Below are 26,234 nucleotides of genomic sequence, written 5' to 3' on the forward strand. Positions count from 1 at the left end.
ATCAAGCATCCAGTAGCGCGCGGGCAATGGTTTGGAGTTTACGGGTGAGCGGCCCAACCGGCCAGCTCAGAGCGGCATAGGCATGCACCGGCCAAACGCCATACACGCTATTGCAGACAAAGACTTCGTCAGCCCATTGCAGCTGGTCGAGGGTGATATCGGTGATTTGCGTGGGAATGCCCGATGACTCGGCTTGAAACAATAATTCGGCGCGCATCACGCCTTCGACGCCGCAGCGCTTGAGATCAGCAGTCATGAGCACGCCATCGCGCACCAGGAACAGATTACTGAACACACCTTCGATGACGCGACCCGCCTGATCGAGCATCAAACCTTCAGCATGATCGGTGTCTTGCCATTCGGAGCGGGCGATCACTTGCTCAAGTCGGTTCAAGTGCTTGAGACCGGCCAGCAGAGGCTGAATGGAAAGTCGTGTCGTACAGGGGAACAGACGAACACCCTGCTCGCCATGAACCGCAGGATACGCCGCAGGCGGATTACCTTGCAGGATACGTCGGGCCTGGGCCGTTGGATCAGGAGCGTAACCCCGCAAGCTGTCGCCGCGGGTAAGGATGAGCTTGAGCACCCCGTCACCCAGCGCGGTGGCATAGGCCAGCAGTTCGTTGCGGATCAGCTCGTGATCGACTGCAATCGCCAGGCGCTTGCAGCCATCGGCGAGGCGCGACAAGTGCCGCTCCAGCAACAGAGGCCGCCCATCACGCACGGCGATGGTCTCAAACAGACCATCGCCGTAAGCCAGGCCGCGATCCTTCAGCGACAGAGCGTCAGCCGGCTGACCGTCGACCCAGCTCTCCATCAGCCTGCGAACCGGCGGAACACCAGCGAGCCGTTGGTGCCGCCAAACCCGAAGGAGTTGGACAGGACCACATCGATATCCATGTTGCGCGCAGTGTGCGGCACGAAATCAAGATCGCAGCCTTCGTCCGGCTCATCGAGGTTGATGGTCGGAGGCGCCACCTGACTGTTGATCGCCAGCACGCTGAAAATCGCCTCGACCGCGCCCGCCGCACCCAGCAGGTGACCGGTCATGGACTTGGTCGAACTGACGGCCAATTTGTAGGCGTGATCGCCGAACACCGACTTGATCGCATTGGCTTCCGCGAGGTCGCCTGCAGGAGTCGAGGTGCCGTGGGCGTTGACGTACTGCACCTGATCGCCATTGATCTTCGCGTCGCGCAGGGCATTGGTGATGCAACGCGCAGCACCCGCGCCATCGGCTGGCGGCGAAGTCATGTGGTAGGCATCGCCGCTGGTACCAAAGCCGATCAGCTCGGCATAAATCGTCGCGCCGCGCGCCTTGGCGTGCTCGAGCTCTTCGAGGACCAACGCACCGGCACCGTCGGACAGAACGAAGCCATCACGGCCCTTGTCCCATGGACGGCTGGCACGGGTCGGCTCGTCGTTGCGGGTCGATAGCGCGCGAGAGGCACCGAAGCCGCCCATGCCCAGACCACAGGCCGCCATCTCGGCGCCGCCGGCGATCATCACATCGGCTTCGTCGTACATGATGTTGCGAGCCGCCATGCCGATACAGTGCGTACCGGTGGTGCAAGCAGTGGCGATGGCGTAGTTAGGTCCCTGTGCGCCCAAGTGGATGGACAGGAAACCGGAAATCATATTGATGATCGAGCCAGGCACGAAGAAAGGAGAAATCCGTCGTGGGCCGGTCTCGTGCAACGTGCGGCTGGTTTCTTCGATATTGGTCAGACCGCCAATACCCGAACCCATGGCCACGCCGATGCGCTCACGGTTGGCGTCGGTGACTTCGAGGCCAGCATTGCGTACTGCCTGAAAACCAGCGGCCAGGCCGTATTGAATGAACAGGTCGAGTTTGCGAGCTTCCTTGACCGAAAGGTATTCCTCGACATTGAAGCCCTTTACCGAGCCGCCAAAACGGGTGGAATAGGCAGAAAGGTCGGTGTGTTCGATCAGACCAATGCCACTGCGGCCAGCCAGAATGCCCTGCCAACTGCTCGGCACATCCGTGCCCAGTGGCGACAACATACCCATACCGGTGACTACGACGCGTCTACGCGACACAGCACTCTCCTTTTTTCAAATGACGACTTTGCATCAGGCCTAAAGAAAAAACCGCACGCCATGATGGCAGTGCGGTTTTTCCATGACAGCAAGCAACGATTACAAACTATTACGCCTGGTGGCTAGTAACGTAGTCGATTGCAGCTTGTACAGTAGTGATCTTCTCAGCTTCTTCGTCAGGGATTTCGGTCTCGAATTCCTCTTCCAGAGCCATCACCAGCTCAACGGTGTCAAGGGAGTCAGCACCCAGGTCTTCAACGAAGGAAGCAGTGTTGACCACTTCTTCTTCTTTAACGCCCAGTTGCTCGGCAACGATTTTCTTGACGCGCTCTTCGATGGTGCTCATACCTTGTTTTCACTCCTAATGGACAAATTCAGGCAGCTGGCCAGTGGGTAAGTGTATAGAAAGACTTTTCAGCTTTTCAACTGAAAGCTTCACTCCTCAAACCCTGCGACCCGCTGCCTATAAATAGATTGCAGCTTTATAACGGATTTTAGACAGCTCGTATGACATTTTTTTGAAGCAATCCGTCACATTTGAATTACATGTACATCCCGCCGTTCACCGGGATTGTAGCCCCAGTAACGTAAGCCGCACCGTCGGATGCAAGAAAAGCGACCACAGACGCGATCTCTTGAGCTTGCCCCAGACGACCCAGCGGAATCTGCATCTGCAAGGCTTCACGCTGTGCCTCGGGCAGTTCGCGGGTCATATCGGTGTCGATGAACCCTGGGGTCACCGAGTTTACCGTAATCGAACGCGAACCGACTTCACGCGCCAGTGCACGGCTGAAACCTTCCAGACCGGCCTTGGCGGCTGCGTAGTTTACTTGGCCTGCGTTGCCCATGGCACCCACAACAGAGCCAATACTGATAATTCGTCCCCAACGGGCCTTGGTCATGCCGCGCAAAACGCCCTTGGACAGGCGGAACAGACTGTTCAGGTTGGTATCAACAACGTCATGCCATTCGTCGTCTTTCATGCGCATCATCAGGTTATCGCGGGTGATGCCGGCATTGTTGACCAGAATCGCCGGCGCACCGAACTGCTCCTGAATGGCCGCCAGGACAGCTGCCACGGACTCGTCGCTGGTGACGTTGAGTTCCAGGCCTGTGCCTTGAATACCGTTTTCCTTCAGGGTGGCGGCAATGCGTTCGGCACCCGAGGCGGAGGTCGCGGTACCCACAACGATGGCACCCTGACGACCCAGCTCCAGGGCGATAGCCTGGCCGATACCGCGGCTCGCACCGGTGACCAGTGCAACTTTACCTTGCAGACTCATGCAAGCTTCTCCTGATTCAGGCCAACGCTGCACGGGCGGCAGCGAAAGCGTCTGGGGTATTGAGGTTGGATGTCGATACGCCTTCGGCGCAACGTTTGTTCAGACCGGCCAGCACTTTGCCTGGGCCGCATTCGACCAGATTGGTCGCGCCCTTGGCGGCCAGCGCCTGGACCGATTCAACCCAGCGTACAGGCTTGTAGAGCTGCTCAAGCAGATCGCGCTTGAGGGTTTCCAGATCGGCCGGCACATCGGCGCTGACGTTTTGCACCACAGGAATCTGCGGTGTTTGCCAGTCGATTGCGGCGATGGATTCAGCGAAACGCTCGGCAGCCGGACGCATCAGCTCACAATGGGACGGAACGCTGACCGGCAGTGGCATGGCGCGTTTGGCACCACGGGCCTTGCAACCCTCGATGGCGCGCTCGACCGCAGCCTTGGCACCGGCGATAACCACTTGGCCCGGGGAGTTGAAGTTCACGGCGCTGACCACTTCGCCCTGCGCCGCTTCGGCACAGGCTGCCAGAACGTCAGCGTCTTCCAAGCCAAGGATGGCAGCCATACCGCCCTGCCCGGCCGGAACGGCTTCCTGCATCAGTTGGCCGCGACGCTCGACCAGCTTCACCGCATCGCCCAGGCTCAGACTGCCCGCCGCGACCAGTGCGCTGTATTCACCCAGGCTGTGACCGGCAACATAAGCCGGACGCGCGCCGCCTTCAGCCAGCCACAAGCGCCATAGGGCGATCGAGGCAGTCAGAATGGCCGGTTGGGTTTTATCGGTTTGATTGAGCTGTTCTTCCGGCCCTTGCTGGGTCAGTGCCCACAGGTCATAACCCAGAGCATCGGAAGCTTCTTTGAATGTTTCGAGGACAACCGGATGTTGCGCGCCCAACTCGGCCAGCATGCCGAGGGACTGCGAACCCTGTCCCGGAAAGACGAATGCGAGGGAAGCAGACATGTAACAAGCCCCTAATGATCTTGTCGTCGGAGAATTGACGTCCCGCTTCGGGGACGCAAGAAACTGACAGTTGGATGGCCAAATGAACTGAGCAGTCACATTTAAGCATTGTCCGACGAAAACGCCTAAAGCAACAAATCCTCCAGACGGCCGTGAATCCGCTCCGGCAGGTTTTCCTGAATCTCGATCAGGGCACGGGAAATGGCACTTTGAAAACCCTGAACCCCCGCAGAACCGTGGCTCTTCACCACAATCCCCTGCAAACCAAGGAAGCTTGCTCCGTTATGCCTTGCGGGTGCCAGATCAGCTTGAAGACGCTTCATCAGCGGCAACGCCAAAGCACCCACCAGACGCGACGGCAGGCTTTTCTTGAACAATGCCTCGATGCGCCCGGCAATCATGGTCGCCAGGCCTTCGCTGGATTTGAGCAGGATATTGCCGACAAAACCGTCGCACACCACCACATCCGCTTCGCCGCGATACAAACCGTCGCCTTCGACAAAGCCGATGTAATTAATGCCACGGGCAGCCTGCAACAAAGTCGCGGCCAGCTTGACCTGCTGATTACCCTTGATGTCTTCGGTGCCGATATTCAGTAACGCCACACGCGGACGCACGATACCCAGGGTTTCCGCGGCAACCGAACCCATCACTGCGAACTGCAACAGATGCTCGGCACTGCAATCGACATTGGCACCCAAGTCGAGCAGTTGGCAGTAACCCTTTTGTGTCGGAATCGCCGCCACCATGGCCGGCCTGTCAATGCCCGGCAAGGTCTTGAGCACAAACCGCGACAATGCCATCAGCGCACCGGTGTTTCCGGCACTGACACAGGCCTGAACCTTGCCATCACGCAACAACTCAAGCGCTACGCGCATCGACGAATCGGGTTTGCCACGCAAGGCCTGGGCAGGTTTTTCGTCCATGGTGATGACTTCGGACGCCGGAGCAATCGACAGGCGCGCGCGATCCACAGCCGATTGGCCAGCGATCAATTCTTCAAGGAGGGAGGGTTGACCGACAAGGGTCAGGTGCAGCGAAGGAGTAGCAGACAGGCAAGCAAGGCTGGCCTGGACAATGCTGCGGGGACCGAAGTCCCCGCCCATTGCGTCAATCGCGATGACTTGAGCAGACAAGTGATTACTCGTCAGCGCCCTTGTCGATCACTTTACGGCCACGGTATACGCCTTCTGGCGATACGTGGTGACGCAGGTGAACTTCACCAGTGGTTTTTTCTACAGACAGGGTGCTAGCCTCGAGAGCGTCGTGCGAACGGCGCATGTCACGGGCAGAGCGGGATTTTTTGTTCTGCTGAACAGCCATAATTGATTAACTCCTAAACGTTTGGGTCACGCTTTAACTGCGCCAATACACTGAACGGGTTGGACCGCGTTACCTCGTCCTCGCTCGGTTCGGGCTCATCTGCTCCCGCCGGCTGCTGGCATTCTTCCGGATGATGAGCAGGCACAATGGGCAAGGCGAGCAGAAGCTCCTCCTCGATCAGTGACTGCAGATCCAATGGATCTTCGCCCAGTTCCAGCACGTCATAACCTTTCGGCAACGACTGGGTATTCGCACCCTCCTTCACCACAGCGTAACTGCATTCGCTATGGATCGGCAGGGTGACCAGCTCAAGACAACGCTGGCAAACCATTTTGACTTCAGTGTCGATAAAGCTGTGGATGACCACAGATTTACGTTCATCTCGTCCAAAAACGAATTTAGCCTGCACCGTACCGACATTGTCGGAAAGCGGGTCGCAGAGTCTCTCCAAATCGGCCAGCAGCATTTCACCTTGAAGGGTGGTGCCACGATCAGCCAATTTGCGCGGGTCAACGTGAGGTGGAATCGGGTCATTCAACATAGGCGCAGCATTATAGGGATGCACCCGCCCATGTCAAAGGAAATTCAGCCCTGTCCGTCACTTGGAAGCCCCGCTAGAATTCTCACCTGCCATTTGGAGACACGTATGCTGCCTTTATTACTCGCTTCCAGCTCGGTTTATCGCCGGGAATTGCTGGCCCGCTTGCAGCTACCGTTCATCTGCAGCTCGCCTGACATCGACGAAAGCCATCGCCTTGGCGAATCCGCCATTGATCTGGTTAAGCGCCTCGCCGAGGAAAAAGCCCGGGCGCTGGCCGGCAGCCATGGCGCTCACTTGATCATCGGTTCCGACCAGGTCGCCGTGCTCGGCGACAGGATTATCGGCAAACCCCACACTTTCGAAAAGGCCCGCGAACAACTGCTAGCCTCAAGCGGCACCAGCGTGACCTTCCTGACGGGCCTGGCGCTGCTCAATAGCCACACCGGCCATTGCCAGGTCGACTGCGTACCTTTCACCGTACACATGCGCACACTCGACACTGAACGCATCGAACGCTACCTGCACGCAGAACAACCCTACGACTGCGCTGGCAGCTTCAAGGCCGAAGGTTTGGGCGTGAGCCTGTTTCAAAGCACCGAAGGCCCTGATGCCACCAGCCTTGTCGGCCTGCCGCTGATTCGCCTTGTGGACATGCTGCTGGCCGAGGGCGTGCAAATCCCCTGAAAAGCAAAAGATCGCAGCCTTCGGCAGCTCCTACAGGGATTCGAGTCACCGCGAATAATGCGACCGGACATCGAATCTGTAGGAGCTGCCGCAGGCTGCGATCTTTTGATCTTGAAACAGCTTAGCGCAGCGACGGGCCGTTAAACCCCATCCACATCGCCAAATGCTCAGCCACGCTGGCACCAAGCTTTTTCGAGAAGCGATCGAAAGGCGACTCCTGAACGGTGAAGTCCACCAACTCTTTTTCGCCGATTACATCACGCGCAACCGAACTCGCATTACCCAGGCCATCAATCAAGCCCAACGGCAGTGCCTGCTCGCCAGACCAGACCAGCCCGGAGAACAGCTCCGGATGCTCCTTGTCCTTCAGGCGATCGCCACGGCCCTGCTTGACGCTGTTGATGAACTGCTTGTGCGTAGTATCGAGCACACCCTGCCAGAACGCAGTCTCTTCGGGTTTTTGTGGTTGAAACGGATCGAGGAACGATTTGTGCTCGCCAGACGTGTAGGTGCGTCGCTCTACACCCAGCTTTTCCATGGTACCGACGAAGCCGTAACCGGCCGCCGTTACACCGATAGAGCCCACCAGGCTCGCCTTGTCGGCGTAGATCTGATCGGCAGCGCTGGCGATGTAGTAGGCACCGGAGGCACCGAGATCGGAAATCACCGCGTACAGCTTGGTATCGGGGTGCAGAGCTCGCAGACGGCGAATCTCGTCATAGACGTAGCCTGACTGCACCGGACTGCCGCCCGGACTATTGATACGCAGGATGACACCCTTGACCTTGTCGTCCTCGAAGGCCGCACGCAGGCTGCCTACGATATTGTCGGCGCTGGCCGGCTCCTTGTCGGCGATCATGCCGGTCACGTCGATCAGTGCGGTGTAGTTACCACTGCGAGTGGCGGCTTTTTCCATGTCCATCAATGGCGAGAACAATGCCAGTGCAACGAACAAGTACACAAAAGTCAGCAGCTTGAAGAAAATCCCCCAGCGACGCGACCGACGCTGTTCCTGCACACCGGCCAGCAAAGTCTTTTCCAACAGCTTCCAGCTCTTTTCGTCGCCGTTCTCTGCGCTCGCCTTGGCGGGCGCTTTCCATTCGTCAGCCATGCCATCTACCCCAGCAAAAAACGTATTAAGCCTGCTGACTCAGCCAGGCATGCAATTCAGAAAATCGATCGATCGACAGCCGCGGCTCATAAAGCTTCAACGCTTCGATGGATTGAGCACCATAGCTGACCGCAACCGAGTCCATGCCGGCGTTGCGCGCCATCTGCAAGTCGAAGGACGAATCGCCCACCATCAACGCCTGCTCCGGGCGGACCTCGCAATGGGCAAGAATCTGCTCAAGCATCAGGGGGTGTGGCTTACTCGCAGTCTCGTCGGCAGCACGGGTGATATCGAAATAATCTTCCCAGCCGTGGGACTTGAGCACTCTATCCAGACCGCGACGCGCCTTGCCGGTGGCCACGGCCAAATGATAGCCCTCGGCACGAAACGCCTCCATCGACTCGACCACACCTTCGAACAACGGCGAAGGCACCGCCTCGGAGGCGATGTAGTGATCCGCATAGTGCTGACGAAACGCTACCAGTTCGGCATCGCCGATTTCCGGATACAGGGTGCGGATGGCTTCCGGCAGACCCAGGCCGATGATGCCTTTGACGGCAAAATCATCGCGCAACTGAAACCCGGATCGCTCGGATGCCACGTGCATCGCCTCGACAATCCGACCAATGGAATCGGCGAGCGTGCCATCCCAATCGAAAATCAGCAGCTTGTAATCAGATGGGCGCACTCAATCGCTCCACGGTTTTGGCCCACATCTCGTCGACCGGCGCCTGCAACTTGAGTTCACCGCCGTCAGGGAGTGGCACGGTCAGCATGTAGGCGTGCAGGAACAGGCGTTTTCCGCCCAGGTCCCGGATTTCCTTGCTGAAACCTTCGTCGCCATACTTGGTGTCGCCGGCAATGCAGTGCCCGGCGTGCAAGGTGTGGACGCGGATCTGGTGAGTGCGACCGGTGATCGGCTTGGCTTCGATCAGGGTGGCAAAGTCGCCGAAACGACGCAGGACCTTGAACACGGTCACAGATTCCTTGCCCTCCTCCTCGTCTACTTCGACCATACGCTCGCCGGAGCGCAGATTGCTCTTGCCGAGCGCCGCCCGGACTTGCTTGATCGAGGACGCCCAGTTACCGCGAACCAGCGCCATGTAACGCTTATCGACGCCATCGCCGCGCAAGGCCGTGTGCAAGTGACGCAGCATGCTGCGTTTCTTGGCGATCATCAGCAGGCCGGAAGTGTCACGGTCGAGACGGTGAACCAGCTCGAGCTCCTTGCAATCGGGACGCAACTGACGAAAGGCTTCGATGACACCGTAATTCAAGCCGCTGCCGCCGTGAACGGCGATGCCGCACGGCTTGTTGATCACGAGCAGCGCTTTGTCTTCGTAGACAATCGAGGCTTCGAGTCGCTGCAGCAGGCCTTGAGCCAGCGGCACCGGCTCGTCGCGCTCAGGCACGCGAACCGGCGGCACGCGCACGATATCGCCCGCCTGCAGCTTGTATTCGGGCTTGATCCGACCTTTGTTCACCCGCACTTCGCCTTTGCGCAAAATGCGATAAATCAAGGTCTTGGGCACGCCTTTGAGCCGAGCGAGAAGGAAGTTATCAATACGTTGGCCGGCATATTCCGGCGAGACCTCAAGCAGTTGTACGCCTGGGGTCGAAGGGGCAGTAGTCGTCATGGCGCGGATGATAACAATTTTTTATGGAATTGAAGCACTTAATCATTGCTGCTATAGTCGCGAACGCCGCCAAAAGCGGCCTGGACAGCGGACCAACGGTCAAAAACCGACCCTGACCAACGCAATTCACCAGGACGCGAGGCCGTCCTACGGGGCTTTCGCTACGTAACGGTGGAGTTTGCAGGTGTAACGAGCGCAGGTGACATGAGGCCTGAATCACGCCGTAAAGCAGAGTTTTCACTCGTTTTGCGAGCCATATTCACGGCCAGTTCACAAAGTGCAGTCAGCTGCGAATGACCCCGAGCGAGCGCTTCGGAAACATCGCCTAAATTAGCCATGATGCGTGACCCTCCCCTTTCGGAGCTCACGGTAAATGCCAACCCGCTGCGGATTCTGCGCGCGGCAGCACCCGAATTATCAGGGATACGTGTAGGGTGGAGATGCACAACCGCTGGACTGTGTAGCAATAGGCTTTATCAAGACGCTTCATCTCGTCCACAGCCGCCGGTTGATTCCTCCTCCTGACTGAGTGCTTAAGTAGCCACAGCAAGCAGGACGCGTACGTCGCGATGAAGGCCCACATTGGCCGGACTTCGCTGGACACGGGAATGGCCAACCACTCCCGACGCACCTGACACCGACCATGAGAAGTCGTGTGTGCCGAACGCCGTTTCCGGCAGCCCGGAAACCGACGGTACTACATGAAAAGAATGCTGATTAACGCAACTCAACCCGAAGAGTTGCGTGTTGCACTGGTAGATGGCCAACGCCTCTACGACCTGGACATCGAATCCGGTGCACGCGAGCAAAAGAAGGCCAACATCTATAAAGGCCGGATTACTCGCATCGAACCAAGCCTCGAGGCTGCCTTTGTCGATTTCGGCTCTGAGCGCCACGGCTTCCTGCCCCTCAAAGAAATCTCCCGCGAATACTTCAAGAAAGCCCCTGAAGGCCGCGTCAACATCAAGGACGTCCTGAGCGAAGGCCAGGAAGTTATCGTTCAGGTTGAAAAAGAAGAACGTGGCAACAAGGGCGCAGCCCTGACCACCTTCATCAGCCTGGCCGGTCGTTACCTCGTTCTGATGCCGAACAACCCGCGTGCCGGCGGTATCTCCCGTCGCATCGAAGGTGAAGAGCGCAACGAACTGCGTGAAGCCCTGAACGGCCTGGTTGCCCCGGCTGACATGGGTCTGATCGTGCGCACTGCCGGCCTGGGCCGCAGCAGCGAAGAAATGCAGTGGGACCTCGACTACCTGCTGCAACTCTGGACCGCCATCAAAGAAGCGTCGCTGGATCGTTCCGCGCCTTTCCTGATCTACCAGGAAAGCAACGTGATCATCCGCGCCATCCGCGATTACCTGCGCCAGGACATCGGCGAAGTGCTGATCGACAGCGTTGAAGCCCAGGACGAAGCCCTGACCTTCATTCGCCAGGTGATGCCGCAGTACGCCAGCAAGATCAAGCTGTACGAAGACAGCGTTCCGCTGTTCAACCGCTTCCAGATCGAAAGCCAGATCGAAACCGCCTTCCAGCGCGTCGTCGAACTGCCTTCCGGTGGTTCCATCGTTATCGATCCGACCGAAGCCCTGGTGTCCATCGACATCAACTCGGCGCGCGCCACCAAAGGCAGCGACATCGAAGAGACCGCCCTGCAGACCAACCTTGAAGCCGCCGAAGAAATCGCCCGTCAGTTGCGCCTGCGCGACATCGGCGGCCTGATCGTCATCGATTTCATCGACATGACTCCTGCCAAGAACCAGCGCGCTGTGGAAGAGAAAGTCCGCGAATGCCTGGAAGCCGACCGCGCTCGCGTGCAAGTCGGTCGCATTTCGCGCTTCGGCCTGCTGGAAATGTCCCGTCAGCGCCTGCGTCCATCCCTGGGCGAAAGCAGCGGCATCGTTTGCCCGCGTTGCAACGGCACCGGCATCATTCGTGATGTTGAATCGCTGTCGCTGGCGATCCTGCGCCTGATCGAAGAAGAAGCCCTGAAAGACCGCACCGCTGAAGTTCGCGCCCAAGTGCCGATCCCGGTGGCTGCGTTCCTGCTCAACGAAAAACGCAACTCGATCACCAAGATCGAACTGCGCACCCGTGCCCGCATCGTCATTCTGCCGAACGATCACCTCGAAACGCCGCACTTCGAAGTGCAGCGTCTGCGTGACGACAGCCCGGAAGCCGCGATCAACCAGTCCAGCTACGAAATCGCTGCTGCCGCTGCCGAAGTCGAAGAAGTCCAGCCAGCCGCTGCGACCCGCACCCTGGTTCGCCAGGAAGCCGCGGTCAAGACTGCTCCAGCCCGCGCCAATGCTCCGGTTCCGACCGAAGTCGTTGCTGCTCCGGTTGCCGCACCGGCCGCCGTGCCAGAGCCAAGCCTGTTCAAAGGCCTGGTGAAGTCGCTGGTCAGCCTGTTCGCTATTAAAGAAGAGCCTGCCGCTCCGGTTGTGGTTGAAAAACCAGCGACCACCGAGCGTCCGGCCCGCAACGAAGAGCGTCGCAACGGTCGCCAGCAAAGCCGCAACCGTAACGGTCGCCGCGATGAAGAGCGTAAGCCTCGTGAAGAGCGTGCACCGCGTGAAGAACGCGCACCACGTGAACCACGCGAAGAGCGCGCACCACGCGAAGCCCGCGAAGAGACTCCGGTCGTAGCTCGTGAGGAACGCGCACCACGCGCGCCACGTGAAGAACGTGCACCGCGCGCTCCGCGTGAAGATCGCAAGCCACGTGGCGAGCGTGAAGAGCGTGTTCGTGAACTGCGTGAACCTCTGGACGCTGCCCCAGCCGCCGCTGCTGCCACCGCTGAAGAGCGTCCAGCCCGTCAGCCACGCGAAGAACGCGCTCCACGCCCACCGCGTGAGGAACGTCAACCACGTGCCGAGCAAGCCGCTGCTGCCGTTGCCGAAGAAGAGCTGACCACCAACGAAGAGCAACTGCAGGAAGATGGTCAGGACGGCGCCGAAGGCGATCGCCCACGCCGCCGTTCCCGTGGCCAGCGTCGTCGCAGCAACCGCCGCGAGCGTCAACGCGATGCCAACGGCAATGTGATCGAAGGTTCGGAAGAATCCGAAGCCGGCGAAGGCAATGAAGCCCCAAGCACTGCCGATCTGGCCGCCGGCCTGGCTGTTACCGCAGCCGTTGCCAGCACCGTGATCAGCGCTCCGGCCGAAGCCCAAGCCAACGAGCAAGCCGAACGCGCCACTGCCGCCACCCTGGAATCCGCTCCAGTCGAAGCGCCAGTCGTTGAAGCGATCACTCCGGTCGAAGCCACTGCATCGCCGGAAATCGAAGTAGCTCCGGTTCGTGAAGCACAGCCTGAAGTTGAAGCTGCTGCCGAGCCTGCTGTTGTCGTTGAAGCGCCTGCCGTGGTTGCAGAGCCGGTTGCTGAAACCGTTGCGGAAAACGTGACCGAAACCGTTCGTGAAGTTCGCGAAGAGCAAACCGCGTTCAACTGGGTTGCCGAGCCAGCCGTTGCTGAAACGCCTGCTCCAGCGCCAGTCGCTGAAGTCGAAGTGGCTGAAGCGGTGGTTTCCGAGCCGGTTGTTGCTGCCGAGCCAGCCCCAGTGGTTGAAGCACCGGTTGTCGCCGAAGCGCCTGCCCCCGTGGTCGAAGCCGCTCCAGTCAGCGCCCTGACACCAAGCGGCCGCGCGCCAAACGACCCGCGTGAAGTGCGTCGTCGCAAGCGTGAAGAAGAGCGCCTGCAGAAGGAGGCCGAACTGGCCGCCGCTGCTGCTCCGGCTGAAGTGGTTGCCGCTGAGTCTGCGCCGGTTGTTGCTGACGTGGTCGAAGCAGCGCCTGCCCCGGCTGCCGAAGTCGCTGCCGAGCCAGTTGAATCGGTGATCCACGAAGCACCTCGCTCCGTTCAGGAAGCGGTAGAGCAACACGAGCAAGCCCTGGAAAAAGAGCACGAGCCTAAACCTCTCGTCTGATTCCAACGGCCACTAAAAAGCCCCGCCTGGTAATCCCAGGCGGGGCTTTTTTATGTCCCAACAGATCAAAAGATCGCAGCCTTCGGCAGCTCCTACAATGGAATGCGCAACCCTGTAGGAGCTGCCGAAGGCTGCGATCTTTTGATCTTTCAGCTATCTCCAAACATCAATTTCTCAGGCACATCCACATCCCACAACACACCCGGATCATCCACCGTCACTTCAACCACCCGCCCCTGCGCAAACAACGGCTTGGCCCCGCGATCACCCGATAACGCCATCAACCCCGATCCAAAGCTGCGGCCAAATCCCACCGGATGCCCGTATTCGCCGTCCTGAACCGGCACACTGATGCAGTCATCGGCCACTTCATCCACAACTTGCTCGATGCTTGAAGGCAGGATAAACGGCATATCCCCCAACACCATCAACCAACCATCAAGCTGCGCACACGCCGCCACTCCAGCCGCAATGCTGTCTCCCATTCCAGTCGACTCGATCAGCACGATTTCGCAGCCATAGGCCTTGGCCATGCGGATCACCTGTGGACGATCAGCCGTTGTCACCAGAACCCGCTTTTCCAACGTGACCGGCAGATTGACCAGAACCTGCTCAATGACGGATCGGACTGCGCCATCACGCCCCGCGCAGTCCGCCAGCAACTTGTCCTTTTCATCGCCCGCGACCTGTCGAAACCGACTGCCCTGCCCCGCGGCAAGAACAATCACACCAATGGCTTCACTCATGCGCCCTCCCGTACCGGCTTCTTTTGCTTCAACTCGACGCCGTTCTTGATCGCCACAATCTCGGCCATCAGCGACAAGGCAATTTCCGCCGGGCTGTGACTGCCAATATGCAAGCCGATTGGCCCGTGCAATCGATCGATGGCCTGCTGCGACAAGCCTAGTTGAGCCAGGTTGTCCCGACGTTTCTGACTGTTGACCCGTGAACCCAGCGCCCCGACATAGAACGCCGGGGAATCAAGAGCTGTCAGCAAAGCCATGTCATCCAGTCGCGGGTCATGAGTAAGGGCGACAATCGCCGTGCGTTCGTCGGTCTGGATGTTCAGCACGGCCTCGTCGGGCATGCCCGAGACGAATCGCCCGTGCTGCTCTTCCCAGCCGTAGACAAACTCGCTGCGCGGATCGCAGATCAGCACTTCGAAATCCAGCAACCGCGCCATCTCGGCCACATACCGCGATAACTGCCCCGCACCAATCAGCAACAAGCGCCAACGCGGGCCATAAATGGCCCGCAACGTCTGGCCATCAAAAGCCAGCACATCGGTTTTGTCAGCTGGCTGCAACAGCACTTCACCGCTCGCGATATCCAGCGAGCGAGCGACGATTTCATGGGCTTCGCAGCGCGCCAGCAGTTCGGCGACCCAGGCCGGGTCGCCCACGCGCTCTTCGGTCAAACGCAAGGTGCCGCCGCAGGGCAGACCGAAGCGCGCCGCCTCTTCGCGGGTCACGCCGTAGGTAATCAGTTGCACCGGCGGCCCGTCGGTCGGGATACGACCATCGTGCAGCCGGGCAATCAGGTCGTCCTCGACACAACCGCCGGACACCGAACCAATCACCACACCGTCCTCACGCAAGGCCAGCATGGCACCAGGCGCCCGGGGCGCAGTGCCCCAGGTCTGGACCACGCTGTACAACACCACCCGCTGACCGGCGCGGCGCCACTCCAGCACGGTGCGCAAGACGTTCAGATCGACGCTGTCCATCAGGCGTTGGCCTTCTGCCAGCCCTGCAACTGATAACGAACCGGCAGATCGCGGATGCGTTTACCGGTGGCGGCGAAGATCGCGTTGCACAGCGCCGGCGCAATCGGCGGAACGCCGGGCTCGCCGACACCGCCCAAGGGCACGGTGCCCGGTGGCGTGACGAGATGCACAGCGACTTCCTTCGGCGCCAGGGACATGCGCGCCACTTCGTACATGTGGAAGTTGTCCTGCTGCACCTTGCCGTCCTTGAAGCTGATCTCGCCGAGTACCGCGTTGCCCAAGCCCATGACGCAAGCGCCTTCGAATTGCGCGCGGATGCGCTCGGGATTGATCTGCGGCCCGCAATCCACGGCGATGTCGGCCTTGTGCACGATCAAGGTGCCATCGTCTTTGACTTCGACCTCAATCACCGCAGCCACGTAGGTCACGAAGCTGTAATGCACCGCCAGGCCCAACCCTCGGCCCTTCGGCAACTCGCGCCCCCAACCGGCGGCTTTGGCGGCGGTTTCCAGTACCGTGCGCAGGCGCCCGGTGTCGATCGGATAACGCTCGGGCGATTCGCCGTAGTTCCACTCTTCACTCAAGGTACGCGGATCGATCTGACGGTCCGGGCCGAGCAATTTGATCTGATACTTGAGCGGATCTTCCCCGGCCTTGTGCGCCAGTTCATCGATGAAACTCTGGATCGCGAAACCGTGGGGAATGTTCGACACCGAGCGATACCAGCCGACCCGGGTGTGGACGGTGGCCTCGGGGTTTTCCAGACGGATGTTGGGGATCGCATAGGCCATGTTGGTGAAGCCCATGCCCAACTCGAACGCAGCCTCATGGTTCATGCCCGGGGCGAATAGCGCGGTGATACTCGGCGCCACCGTGCGGTGTAACCAGCCGGACGGCAGACCGTCCTTGTTCAGACTGGCCTTGAGGTACTCCGCCGATACGGTGTGGAAGTAGGAACAATGAATGTCGTCTTCACGGGTCCATTGCACCCGCACGGCTTTACCGGGGAATTCCTTGGCCAGGATGGCTGCTTCAATGATGAAATCGGGCTTGGACTTGCGACCGAAACCGCCACCTAGCAACGTGACATTGAACGTGACGTTGTCGAACGGCAGGCCCAGGCGTTCGCCGATGCGTTCACGGGTAACTTGTGGCGCCTGGCTCGGCCCCCAGGCTTCGCACACGCCATCCTTATAGCGGGCGATGGCGACCATCGGTTCCATCGGCGATTGCGACAGATGCGGCAGGTAGTAGGAGGCTTCAAGGGTGCTGTCGGCGCTACTCATGGCCTCCTCGATGTTGCCGGTATTGCGCACTACTTTGCCGGGCTTGAGCGAGGCGGCTTCCAGTTCCTTGCGGTAGGCAATCGAGTCATAACTCGCGTTGGCGCCATCATCCCACTCGATCTTCAGCGCTTCACGGCCCTTGATTGCCGCCCAGGTGTTGTTGGCCACCACGGCGATACCACCCAGCGGCTGAAACTCCGAAGGCAGCGGACGGCTTTCGATCTGAATCACTTTGACCACGCCCGGGACTTTCATCGCGGCGCTGCCATCGAAGCTCTTGACCTTGCCGCCGTACACCGCAGGCCGGGCAATGGTGGCGAACAACATGCCGTCGAAATGCACGTCGGCGCCATAGACCGCGCGACCGTTGACGATGTCCTCACCGTCGATGGCCTTGGTGCCCTCCTTGCCGATGTAGCGGAATTCCGAAGGTTGTTTGAGCTTCAGGCTGTCACGCGCCGGCACGGCCAACGCACCGGCAGCAGCGGCCAGGGCGCCATAACCCAGTTCGCGGCCGGAGGGTTTGTGGATGACTTTATGCAGCTGCGCATGGCATTCGTTGACCGGCACTTTCCACTGGTCGGCGGCGGCCTGTTCGAGCATGGTCCGCGCGGCGGCGCCACAGCGGCGCATCGGCTCGTACCAGTGGCGCATGCTGCGCGAACCGTCGGTGTCCTGGTTGCCGAAGCGCACTTCGTCACCCGGCGCCTGCTGCACTTTGACCCGAGCCCAATCAGCTTCTAGTTCATCGGCAACCACCATGGTCAGACTGGTGCGCACGCCTTGGCCCATTTCTGAACGGTTGCACACCACCGTCACCGTGCCATCGGCGGCGATGCTGACGTAAACCTTGGGATCATCCACCCAACCATTGGGCATGCCATCGGCGCCGAATTTCTTCACTTCTTCGGCAAACACGTCCTGCCAGCCCCAACTCGCAGCGACCACCAGCGCACCGGCAGCGCCCACACCTTTTAGGAAACCACGGCGGCTGAGGTTGCTCAGGGCGAAATCATTCGGTAACTGGCTCATGCCTTGGCCTCCTTCAGGTGAGTGGATGCCTGGCGGATGGCAGTCTTGATGCGGTTGTAGGTGCCGCAGCGGCAGATGTTGCCGACCATCGCCTCTTCGATCTGCTCGTCGCTCGGGTTCGGATTGGTCTTGAGCAACGCAGTGGCCGACATGATTTGCCCGCCCTGGCAGTAACCGCACTGGGCTACCGCAGTGTCGAGCCAGGCTTGCTGCACGACTTTGCCGACCGGGTCGGCGTGCAGATTGTCGATAGTGGTGACGTTCTGCCCCACTACCGAGCCAATCGGCGTGATGCAACTGCGCGCCGGAGCGCCTTCGATATGGATGGTGCAAGCACCGCACAAGCCCATGCCGCAGCCGAATTTGGTGCCGTTGTAGCCGGCCACATCGCGGATTGCCCAGAGCAGCGGCATGTCCTCGGTGACGTCGAGTTGATGGTCTTGACCATTGAGCTTCAGGGTAATCATGGGCACGCCCGCATAGTATTGGGTTATGGGGTCGAGCAATCTGCCGCTTTAGCCAAGCGGTTTGGTTATCACAGATCGACTCAGGCTAATGGGCTCTCTTGTGCTGACGAACACGTCTGCACTGGGCCTTTGGTGGAATAAATGCTGGATCGTCAGACGGCTAAGTTAACCCAGCATTAACAGAAAACTTCTTCCCGGAAAGCATAGATAACGCGAGCCCTGTAGGAACTGCCGAAGGCTGCGATCTTTTGATTTTGATTTTAAAAAAAAAGATCAAAAGATCGCAGCCTTCGGCAGCTCCTACAGGATGAATGTCATAAAAAAGCCCCGCACATTGAAAGATGTGCAGGGCTTGAGATCCATCCTGAAAGCGTAGCTTCAATAACGGTTCGGTTCCATTTCCAGCTCGACATGGAAACGCTCTGAAATGTCTTTCTGGATGCGCTGTGCCAGATCGAGCAACTGCAACCCGGTGGCGTCGCCGTAGTTGACCAGCACCAGTGCCTGCAACTTGTGCACGCCCGCGTCGGCTTCGCGGAAACCTTTCCACCCTGCCCGCTCGATCAACCAGCCGGCGGCCAGTTTCATCTGCCCATCAGGTTGCGCGTAGGCCACCAGATCCGGGTGTTCGCCCTTGAGTCGGGCAACCAGCGCCGCCGAGACCAACGGGTTCTTGAAGAAACTGCCGGCATTGCCGAGCACCGCCGGGTCCGGAAGTTTTTCGTTGCGGATGCTGCAAATGGCCAGGCTGACATCGGAGGCGGTCGGATGATCGATGCCTTGTTCAGTCAAGCGCTGGCGCACCGGGCCGTATTCCAGATGCAGGTGCGCGGTGCGGTCGAGGTTGAAACGCACCCGCAGGATAAGCCAGCGACCCGGCTGCTGTTTGAACAGGCTGTCGCGGTAAGCGAAGTTGCATTCTTCCAGGGTGAAGTCGCGCAGTTCGCCGCTTTGACGATCGAGCGCAGTCAGGCCGGCAAACACGTCCTTGATTTCCACCCCGTATGCGCCGATGTTCTGCATCGGTGCCGCGCCGACGGTGCCAGGAATCAAGCTAAGGTTTTCCAGGCCGGACAAACCCTGAACCAAGGTGTGTTGCACGAACGGATGCCAAGGCTCGCCAGCCTCTGCTTCGATCACCACTTTGCTGCCGTCGTCGCTCACCACCCGAATGCCACGGGTGGCCATGCGCAGCACCAGCGAATCGATATCGGCAGTCAGCAACAAATTGCTGCCACCGCCGATCACCAGCAGCGGCACATCATGTTCCTGCGCATAGGCCAGCGCTTCGCGCACATCGGCGTCGCTATGCGCCTCGGCAAACAGGCGGGCCTGAACATCCACGCCAAAACTGTTGAACGGCTTGAGCGAAACCTGCGAACACACCTGCAAACTCATAACCGCCCCTTCAACTCGATCACCAGCAAATCACTGGCACGCTCGATCAAATCCAACACTTGCTCGAAGCCCTGATCGCCATCGTAGTACGGGTCAGGCACTTCATCGACGTCCGACTCGTAGCGCCGCAGGAACAGGTCCAGCTCGGCCTTGCCCTTCGCCGGTTGCAAGGCCTTGAGGTTGCGCAGGTTGCTGTTGTCCATCGCGAGGATCAGGTCGTACGTGGCGAAATCGGCGCGGGTCACTTGCTGGGCGCGCTGGGCGGACAGGTCGTAACCACGCAGTTTCGCCGCTGCCTGACTGCGCTTGTCCGGTGCCTTGCCGACGTGCCAGTCACCGGTGCCGGCCGAGGCGACTTCGATTTGATCCGCCAGCCCCGCCTCGCGCAGTTTATGCCGCAGCACGCCTTCGGCCGTGGGTGACCGGCAGATGTTGCCCAGGCACACAAACAAAACCCGCATCAGGCCTCCAGCAGGCGACGAACGCGCTCAAGGTCTTCAACAGTGTCGACGCCGGGCGGCGGTGCGATCAGCGCATCGGCGACGTGAATTCGTACGCCGTGCCACAGCGCGCGGAGTTGTTCCAGGCACTCGGTGTTTTCCAGCCAGCATGGGCCCCAGTTGACGAAGTCCTGCAAGAAACCGGCGCGGTAGGCATAGATGCCGATGTGGCGACGGTACGGAACGCCTTCCGGCAGCTGCTCGCGGCTTTGGGCGAAGGTATCGCGCGCCCATGGCAATGTGGCCCGACTGAAAGTCAGCGCCAGGCCATTGAGGTCGCTGACGACCTTGACCACGTTGGGATTGAACAGGGTTTCGACGTCTTCGATCGGCTCGGCCAGGGTGGCCATGCGCGCTTCGGTGTGCGCCGCCAGGTTAGCGGCGACCTGATCGATCACGCTCGGCGGGATCAGCGGTTCGTCGCCCTGGACGTTAACGACGATGGCGTCGGGCGCCAGGCCCAGTTTCGCCGCGACTTCCGCCAGGCGATCGGTGCCGGAATTGTGGTCTTCGCGAGTCAGCACCACTTCGGCGCCAAAACCCTTGCAGGCTTCGACAATGCGCGCATCGTCAGTGGCGACCACCACGCGCTGGGCGCTGCTTTTGCTCGCCTGTTCCCAGACGTGCTGAATCATCGGCTTGCCGCCGATCAGCAGCAGCGGCTTGCCCGGCAAACGGGTGGAGGCGTAACGCGATGGAATGACGACGGTGAAGGCTGTGGTCATTTATCCAGGCGCTCGTCGGTGGTCAGGGTACGGGCTTCGCTTTCGAGCATCACCGGGATACCGTCGCGAATCGGGTACGCCAGGCCGGCGCCCTTGCTGATCAGCTCGGTCTTGTCGGCGCTGAGCTTGAGCGGGCCTTTGCAGACCGGGCAAGCGAGGATGTCGAGCAATTTGGTGTCCATGAGCATTCCCTGGAAAAAAACGGATTTAAGGCAACAGACGAGCCGGCAACAGGCGCATCAGCTGTGTATCGAACCAGGCCACGAAGGCCGGCGACGGCACAGCATCAACCGCCAGGTACCACCAATCGGCGGCGGCGAAGGCACGGCACTTCACCGCGTCCTTTTCGGTCATAACCAACGGCAATGACGGGGTAAAATTCAAGGCCTGCACGCTGTATTCGGCGTGGTCGGCAAACGCATGTGGAACAGGCTGCCAGTGTAACGTTTCGAGGGTATTGAAGAAACGCTGCGGATTGCCGATCCCGGCCACCGCGTGCAAGGCCTGACCGGGCGCGAAATGGTCGAGGGGACGACGCTCAGCGCTTTGCAGATTGATCAGCGCAGTCGGTTGCAGCTGGAAGGCGAAACCGCCGTCACGATCAGCCGCGGCACCGTTGTAGAGCACGGCGTCGACGCTTTGCAGACGCTCCATCGGCTCACGCAAAGGCCCGGCCGGCAAGCATCGCTGATTACCCAGGCCTCGGGCATTGTCGATCAGCACCAGTTCCAGGTCACGAGCCAAACGGTAATGTTGCATACCGTCATCGGACAGGATCAGGTCCAGCGGCTCACTCGCGAGCAAGGCTTTGACGGCGGCGCTGCGATTCGGATCGATCATCAAAGGTACGCCCGTGCGCTGGACAATCAGCAGAGGTTCATCACCTGCAACGTCCGCGCTTTGATCGGCGTCGACCCGCCACGGCAACCGTGGCGGCTTGGCACCGTAGCCACGGCTGACCACGCCGACCCGCAAACCGCTGCGCTGGCAATGCTCGATCATCCACAGAATCAGCGGCGTCTTGCCGGTACCGCCGACGGTGATGTTGCCGACGATGATCAGCGGCACGGGCGGCTGGTAGATCTCACCCTCGCCGGCCAGGAAGCGCTTGCGCTTGTTAATGACCACGCGCCGGTACAACCACTCCAGCGGCTGCAACAGCTTGAGGGCCGGATGACCTTGATACCAAGCGGCGAGAAGGCGATCGGACATGGCCATCAGGGCGCGGGCGCCGCCGCTTCGACTGTGGTCATGCGCAGGTGGTTGAAGCCGAGCTTGCCAGCGGCGTCCATGGCCGTGATGACCGATTGGTGCTGGGACTTGCCATCGGCGCTGATGGACAGTGGCCGGTTGGTGTCGCCATTGGATTCTTTCTGCAACGCGTCCATCAGGGTGGCCAGGTCGCTTTTCGGCAGTACCTGGTTATTCACCGAGAACACGCCGTCGGCACTGATCGCGATGTCCAGTTGCTTGGATTGGTCCTCGGCGGGCGAACCGCTAACGGCTTCCGGCAGTTCGACACGCAGCTGGGTTTCACGGGTAAAAGTCGTCGTCACGACGAAAAACAGCAGCAGGATAAACACCACGTCAATCAGCGACGCGAGGTTGATATCCACGTTCTCCCGTTGCTTGCGGCGGAATTTCACGCTTTGCCCCCAGCCAGGTCTACATCACGATCACCCTGAACGACTTCGACCAGTTTGATCGCTTCCTGCTCCATGCCCACCACCAGCTCATCGATCCGGCGTTGCAGGAAACGGTGGAAGAATACCGACGGGATACCGACCATCAGGCCGGCAGCCGTGGTGATCAGCGCTTTCGAGATACCACCGGCGAGCACCGCGGCATTGGTGGTCATGCCCGAGCCCATGAACGCGCTGAAAATGTCGATCATGCCCAGCACCGTGCCGAGCAGGCCCAACAACGGAGCCATGGCGGCGATGGTGCCGAGTGCGTTGATGTAGCGTTCCAGCTCGTGGATGACACGTGCGGCGGCCTCTTCGATGCACTCTTTCATGATCTCGCGACCATGTTTGGAGTTGGCCAGGCCAGCCGCCAGGATCTCACCCAGCGGCGAGTTGGCGCGCAGTTCCTTGAGTTTTTCCTTGTTGAGTTGCTTGTCCTTGATCCAGACCCAGACCTGCCCGAGCAAATGCTCCGGGGTCACACGACTGGCTCGCAGGGTCCACAGACGCTCGGCAACGATTGCCATTGCCGCGATGGAACTCAGGATGATCGGCAGCATCATCCAGCCGCCGGATTTGACCAATTCCCACACAGTGACAATCCCCTCGAAAAAGTGCGCCACTCTAACATAGGGGGTCGGCGCACCGAAGACCGTGATGTCGCATCCGGTCGGCCTGTCATAACTCGCGGTTATTGATTCAAGGGCGGCGGATCGCGCCAGAAGCGCCGTTCCAGACGCATTGAGCGCGGCGATTCGAAATGCCCCAGTTGCAGATGAATGGCCCCCTGCTCCGCACTGTCGTAAATCGCCATGCCGCGCTTTCGATAGCGCGCCAGCACCGTCGGGTGAGGATGACCGAACGAATTGCCCTGACCACGGGAAATCAGTACGGCTTTGGGCTGCAAGCTGTTGAGCAGCGCCATCGATGACGAACTGCGACTGCCATGGTGCGGCGCTTGCAGCCAGTCGGTGGTCACAGCCAACGGACCCTCGAGCAAAGCGCGCTCGGCGCTGGTATCGATGTCGCCGGTCAGCAGCAAACGCTCGCCATTGGCTTCAATCTGCAAAACGCAGGACTTTTGATTGCTGTCGCTGGCCGACGGCCATTGCCAGAGCTGGAACTTCACCCCATCCCACATCCACTGGCGCCCACTTTCACAGGCCTCGGCGTGCAACTCGACAGGCAGGGCCAGCGGGTCGCCACTGAGCACCCTTGTCACTGGTAGCCCACTGGCAACCGCCCGCGCGCCACCGGCATGATCGGCGTCGGCGTGGCTGATCAGCATCAGGTCGAGTTGTTTCACGCCGAGTTTGCGCATTGACGGCAGCACCACTCGTTCACCGAGGTCGAAATCGCCGAAACGCGGACCGGTGTCATACAGCAGTGTGTGATGGCGAGTGCGCACCAGGATGGCCAAGCCCTGGCCGACATCCAGTTGCCAGACGTCGGCGATACCTTGCGGCAACATCGGGCGTGGCGGAAAAACCAGCAATAGCAGCATCGGCCAGCCTAACGGGCGCATCGGCACGCCGCGCGGCAGCAACAGTAAAACGGCGCCCAAGGCACCGATACACCAGACCCACAGCGGAATCGCTGTCGGCACCCATGCCGGAATCTGTCCGGCCATCAGCGTCAGCCCCCGGAACAGCCCATCAATCAATCCGCCCGCCAGCCACAGCAACCCTTCGCCCACATAAGGCACCGGCAACAACAGCGTCCCGAGTAAGGCCGGTGGAAGCACCACCAGACTGATCCACGGCACCGCCAACAAGTTGACCAGCGGTCCGCTCACGCTGATCGGCAAGCCGAGTACCAGCAGAAACGGGCCCAGGCCGATTGCGATCAGCCATTGCGCGCGGGTCCAGGTTTGCCACCAGCGCCACGGTCCCAGCCGACCGCCGAAGGTGAAGATCAGCACCGCCACCGCAGCGAACGACAACCAGAATCCCGGTTGCAAACTCGCTAACGGGTCCAGCAGCAAAACGCCATTGAGCGCCAGCAGCAAAGGCCACCAGGCGCCAAGGTGGCGGAATCGAAGACGCCATAACAGCACCAACCCGATCATCAGACAGGCTCGACGCACCGGCACCTCGAAGCCGGCCAACAGCCCATAACCAATTGCGGCCGCGAATGCCAGGCCACAGGCCCAGGGAAGCCAGGGCAGGCGGCTTGGCCACAGTCCATAACGGGCGAGTCCGGCAATCAACAGATACACAACCCCCGCCAGCAGCCCGATGTGTTGCCCGGATATCACCAACAAATGCACGGTGCCGGTGTCTTGCAGCACCTGCCAGTCTTCGCGGCCGAGCCCGGCGCCGTCTCCGAGCACCAACGCCGCCAGCGCCCCGGCCCGGCCTTGGGCGTCTGTCGCCAGCAACCGCTGGCGGATGCCGTCGCGCCAGGCCCATCGTGCCTCGGCCAGTCGTTCGCCGTCCTTGACCGTGCCGGTCGCGCCGATGCGTTGCGCGAGCAGCCAGGCGTCGTAATCGAAGGCATGGGGATTGAGCAGCCCGGCAGGACGCTTCAACTTGACCGCCAGTCGCCAACGTTCGCCGCTGTTCACTGGTGGTCCGTCATACCAGGCCAGGCGCATCAGTGGCGGCGCTTTGCCGTGTCGCGAGCGTGCGTCCGCCAATTCGAAACGCACCACGCCGTCGTTGTGCTGGGGCAAGCCCACCACCCGCCCATCGACCCAGCGCGTTTGACCGTCCAGGTTCGGGGGCAAGCGATCATCCAGCGCCCATTGCGCCTGCAAACAGGCCCAACTCAAACCGAACAGGAAAAACGCCACCGGATAGGTCCTGAACGGCAACAACATCAAACCTACAACCGGCATCAACAGCCATAACCCGACCGGCGGCAATGCCGGTAAAAAACGCAAGGCCAACAGACCCAACGCCAGCGCCAACATCCCTGTGCGCATAAGCCCGTCCTTGAGAGTCCCGTCCCTAGGCATAGACGAGTGATCGCACGGCCGTCGTTATTAATTGTCACAAAGTCTGAATGGGCGGCCCGCAGAATCCAGACATACTTGCCGCCTTAACCGACCGAGAAGCCTTATGCCCCGGCGCTTATTCAAACGCTACATGCCAGACCCGACCAGCATCAAGGAACACAAATCCTTACGCTTTCTCGGCACTCTGCTGCATGACCCGAACCTCTGGCACCTCAATCGCCATTCCGTCGCCCGGGCCATGGCCGTCGGTCTGTTCGCGGCATTCCTGCCGATTCCGTTGCAGATGCTGGTTGCTGCGATTCTCGCGATCATCGTGCGCGGCAACATGCCTATTGCGGTGAGCCTGGTCTGGCTGACCAACCCGATCACCATGCCGGCGGTTTTCTTTTGCACTTATCAGACCGGTGCCTGGTTGATGGACGTCCCCGCTCGCCATCTGCCGGATGAGCTGACCTGGGAATGGATCCGCGGCGAGTTATCGACTTTGTGGCAGCCATTCTTGTTGGGGTCGGTGGTGACGGGGCTGGTGCTGGGGGCGTTGGCTTATTGCCTGGTGATGATGTACTGGCGCTGGTGGGTAGCGCGGCAGTGGCGGCGACGCAAGCAGCGGCGGATGTGAGAATGCAAAACGGCCTCCCATTGGGAGGCCGCTGTTTTGATTGGGACCCTATCCATTGCGGCGACAACCGCAACAGCATTTGAAAACAGGTAATTAGGAATAACACCGGTCTGTAGGAGCCGGCTTGCTGGCGATGGCGTCCATTCAGACGACATCGCCATGCCTGATACATCCCCATCGCCAGCAAGCCGGCTCCTACAGGGAAGGCGTGCACCTGGGAACAGGCCGGCCGTTAGGCCGCCTCGCTTTTGCTTTTGATCTTCTTGCCCCATCGAGAGGCCGAGTGGAGGTTCTGCGTAGTGGGCAACCCGGCATGGAT

Annotated in this window: 26 protein-coding genes; 3 read left to right on the plus strand and 23 right to left on the minus strand. The window is 60.1% G+C overall.

Features of this window, described 5'->3' with window-relative positions; genetic code table 11:
* Window position 1: 1 nt before the first annotated feature.
* The 8 genes from pabC to NL64_RS20905 form a co-directional block, all read right to left on the minus strand.
* The gene (gene pabC, locus NL64_RS20870) at window positions 2-817 is read right to left on the minus strand and encodes an aminodeoxychorismate lyase (protein ID WP_034149955.1); all 816 of its coding nucleotides are present in this window, start codon (window positions 815-817) and stop codon (window positions 2-4) included.
* Window positions 817-2,061 (minus strand): beta-ketoacyl-ACP synthase II, encoded by a 1,245-nt coding sequence (fabF, locus tag NL64_RS20875; RefSeq protein ID WP_034149956.1) that lies wholly within the window; start codon window positions 2,059-2,061, stop codon window positions 817-819. Before fabF ends, pabC begins: the two co-directional genes overlap by 1 nt.
* A 109-nt stretch (window positions 2,062-2,170) precedes the next feature.
* Window positions 2,171-2,407: an acyl carrier protein gene (gene acpP, locus NL64_RS20880; RefSeq protein WP_003175607.1), complete on the minus strand. Its 237-nt coding sequence runs from the start codon at window positions 2,405-2,407 to the stop codon at window positions 2,171-2,173.
* 196 nt (window positions 2,408-2,603) lie between these two features.
* Window positions 2,604-3,344 carry a 3-oxoacyl-ACP reductase FabG gene (gene fabG, locus NL64_RS20885; RefSeq protein ID WP_034149957.1) on the minus strand — a complete coding sequence of 247 codons (741 nt, stop codon included), beginning with the start codon at window positions 3,342-3,344 and terminating at the stop codon, window positions 2,604-2,606.
* Between the two features lie 16 nt (window positions 3,345-3,360).
* Window positions 3,361-4,299 carry an ACP S-malonyltransferase gene (gene fabD, locus NL64_RS20890; protein ID WP_034149958.1) on the minus strand — a complete coding sequence of 313 codons (939 nt, stop codon included), beginning with the start codon at window positions 4,297-4,299 and terminating at the stop codon, window positions 3,361-3,363.
* Window positions 4,300-4,424: 125 nt separating this feature from the next.
* Window positions 4,425-5,435, minus strand: coding sequence for a phosphate acyltransferase PlsX (gene plsX / locus NL64_RS20895; RefSeq protein ID WP_080758050.1), 1,011 nt, complete (start codon window positions 5,433-5,435; stop codon window positions 4,425-4,427).
* A 4-nt stretch (window positions 5,436-5,439) separates the two neighbouring features.
* On the minus strand, window positions 5,440-5,622 hold the full coding sequence (gene rpmF / locus NL64_RS20900) for a 50S ribosomal protein L32 (protein ID WP_003179396.1): 183 nt from the start codon (window positions 5,620-5,622) through the stop codon (window positions 5,440-5,442).
* Between the two features lie 13 nt (window positions 5,623-5,635).
* The gene (locus tag NL64_RS20905; protein WP_034149960.1) at window positions 5,636-6,163 is read right to left on the minus strand and encodes a YceD family protein; all 528 of its coding nucleotides are present in this window, start codon (window positions 6,161-6,163) and stop codon (window positions 5,636-5,638) included.
* Window positions 6,164-6,268: 105 nt separating this feature from the next.
* Between NL64_RS20905 and NL64_RS20910 the strand changes: the two genes are divergently transcribed.
* On the plus strand, window positions 6,269-6,847 hold the full coding sequence (locus NL64_RS20910; RefSeq protein ID WP_034149961.1) for a Maf family protein: 579 nt from the start codon (window positions 6,269-6,271) through the stop codon (window positions 6,845-6,847).
* A gap of 121 nt (window positions 6,848-6,968) precedes the next feature.
* On the opposite strand, the gene NL64_RS20915 is transcribed toward NL64_RS20910, so the two are convergent.
* From NL64_RS20915 to rluC, 3 genes are read right to left on the minus strand one after another with little or no spacing between them, the layout of a single operon-like run.
* The gene (locus tag NL64_RS20915; RefSeq protein WP_034149962.1) at window positions 6,969-7,958 is read right to left on the minus strand and encodes a S49 family peptidase; all 990 of its coding nucleotides are present in this window, start codon (window positions 7,956-7,958) and stop codon (window positions 6,969-6,971) included.
* A 25-nt stretch (window positions 7,959-7,983) separates the two neighbouring features.
* Window positions 7,984-8,646 (minus strand): HAD-IA family hydrolase, encoded by a 663-nt coding sequence (locus tag NL64_RS20920; RefSeq protein ID WP_034149963.1) that lies wholly within the window; start codon window positions 8,644-8,646, stop codon window positions 7,984-7,986.
* Complete coding sequence (gene rluC, locus NL64_RS20925) at window positions 8,633-9,595, minus strand: 23S rRNA pseudouridine(955/2504/2580) synthase RluC (RefSeq protein WP_034149964.1); 963 nt, start codon at window positions 9,593-9,595, stop codon at window positions 8,633-8,635. The genes NL64_RS20920 and rluC overlap by 14 nt, the downstream gene beginning before the upstream one ends.
* 701 nt (window positions 9,596-10,296) lie before the next feature.
* On the opposite strand from rluC, the gene rne reads away from it, so the two are divergent.
* Complete coding sequence (gene rne / locus NL64_RS20930; protein ID WP_034149965.1) at window positions 10,297-13,518, plus strand: ribonuclease E; 3,222 nt, start codon at window positions 10,297-10,299, stop codon at window positions 13,516-13,518.
* Between the two features lie 149 nt (window positions 13,519-13,667).
* On the opposite strand, the gene NL64_RS20935 is transcribed toward rne, so the two are convergent.
* The 12 genes from NL64_RS20935 to NL64_RS20990 all read right to left on the minus strand — a co-directional run bounded on the left by NL64_RS20935 (window position 13,668) and on the right by NL64_RS20990 (window position 25,263).
* Window positions 13,668-14,264: a nucleotidyltransferase family protein gene (locus tag NL64_RS20935; protein ID WP_034149966.1), complete on the minus strand. Its 597-nt coding sequence runs from the start codon at window positions 14,262-14,264 to the stop codon at window positions 13,668-13,670.
* Entirely contained in the window at window positions 14,261-15,244 is a 984-nt protein-coding gene (locus NL64_RS20940; protein ID WP_034149967.1) for an XdhC family protein, read from the minus strand. Before NL64_RS20940 ends, NL64_RS20935 begins: the two co-directional genes overlap by 4 nt.
* Window positions 15,244-17,562 (minus strand): xanthine dehydrogenase family protein molybdopterin-binding subunit, encoded by a 2,319-nt coding sequence (locus tag NL64_RS20945; protein ID WP_034149968.1) that lies wholly within the window; start codon window positions 17,560-17,562, stop codon window positions 15,244-15,246. Before NL64_RS20945 ends, NL64_RS20940 begins: the two co-directional genes overlap by 1 nt.
* On the minus strand, window positions 17,559-18,029 hold the full coding sequence (locus NL64_RS20950; protein WP_034149969.1) for a (2Fe-2S)-binding protein: 471 nt from the start codon (window positions 18,027-18,029) through the stop codon (window positions 17,559-17,561). The genes NL64_RS20945 and NL64_RS20950 overlap by 4 nt, the downstream gene beginning before the upstream one ends.
* A 378-nt stretch (window positions 18,030-18,407) precedes the next feature.
* The gene (gene murB, locus NL64_RS20955) at window positions 18,408-19,427 is read right to left on the minus strand and encodes a UDP-N-acetylmuramate dehydrogenase (protein WP_034149970.1); all 1,020 of its coding nucleotides are present in this window, start codon (window positions 19,425-19,427) and stop codon (window positions 18,408-18,410) included.
* Window positions 19,424-19,888: a low molecular weight protein-tyrosine-phosphatase gene (locus NL64_RS20960; protein ID WP_034149971.1), complete on the minus strand. Its 465-nt coding sequence runs from the start codon at window positions 19,886-19,888 to the stop codon at window positions 19,424-19,426. The genes murB and NL64_RS20960 overlap by 4 nt, the downstream gene beginning before the upstream one ends.
* A complete protein-coding gene (gene kdsB, locus NL64_RS20965; protein WP_034149972.1) occupies window positions 19,888-20,652 on the minus strand; it encodes a 3-deoxy-manno-octulosonate cytidylyltransferase in 765 nt (254 codons plus the stop codon). The genes NL64_RS20960 and kdsB overlap by 1 nt, the downstream gene beginning before the upstream one ends.
* Window positions 20,649-20,834 carry a Trm112 family protein gene (locus tag NL64_RS20970; protein ID WP_003179363.1) on the minus strand — a complete coding sequence of 62 codons (186 nt, stop codon included), beginning with the start codon at window positions 20,832-20,834 and terminating at the stop codon, window positions 20,649-20,651. The genes kdsB and NL64_RS20970 overlap by 4 nt, the downstream gene beginning before the upstream one ends.
* A gap of 25 nt (window positions 20,835-20,859) precedes the next feature.
* A complete protein-coding gene (gene lpxK, locus NL64_RS20975; protein WP_034149973.1) occupies window positions 20,860-21,870 on the minus strand; it encodes a tetraacyldisaccharide 4'-kinase in 1,011 nt (336 codons plus the stop codon).
* On the minus strand, window positions 21,870-22,298 hold the full coding sequence (locus NL64_RS20980) for an ExbD/TolR family protein (protein WP_034149974.1): 429 nt from the start codon (window positions 22,296-22,298) through the stop codon (window positions 21,870-21,872). The genes lpxK and NL64_RS20980 overlap by 1 nt, the downstream gene beginning before the upstream one ends.
* Window positions 22,295-22,930, minus strand: coding sequence for a MotA/TolQ/ExbB proton channel family protein (locus NL64_RS20985; protein WP_034149975.1), 636 nt, complete (start codon window positions 22,928-22,930; stop codon window positions 22,295-22,297). Before NL64_RS20985 ends, NL64_RS20980 begins: the two co-directional genes overlap by 4 nt.
* A 98-nt stretch (window positions 22,931-23,028) precedes the next feature.
* Window positions 23,029-25,263 (minus strand): DNA internalization-related competence protein ComEC/Rec2, encoded by a 2,235-nt coding sequence (locus tag NL64_RS20990; RefSeq protein ID WP_034149976.1) that lies wholly within the window; start codon window positions 25,261-25,263, stop codon window positions 23,029-23,031.
* A 136-nt stretch (window positions 25,264-25,399) separates the two neighbouring features.
* Here NL64_RS20990 and NL64_RS20995 point away from each other — a divergent pair, with 136 nt between their 5' ends.
* Window positions 25,400-25,915 (plus strand): DUF2062 domain-containing protein, encoded by a 516-nt coding sequence (locus NL64_RS20995; protein WP_034149977.1) that lies wholly within the window; start codon window positions 25,400-25,402, stop codon window positions 25,913-25,915.
* Window positions 25,916-26,234 lie beyond the last annotated feature (319 nt).

This window comes from Pseudomonas fluorescens (assembly GCF_000802965.1).
Classification (GTDB): domain Bacteria; phylum Pseudomonadota; class Gammaproteobacteria; order Pseudomonadales; family Pseudomonadaceae; genus Aquipseudomonas; species Aquipseudomonas fluorescens_A.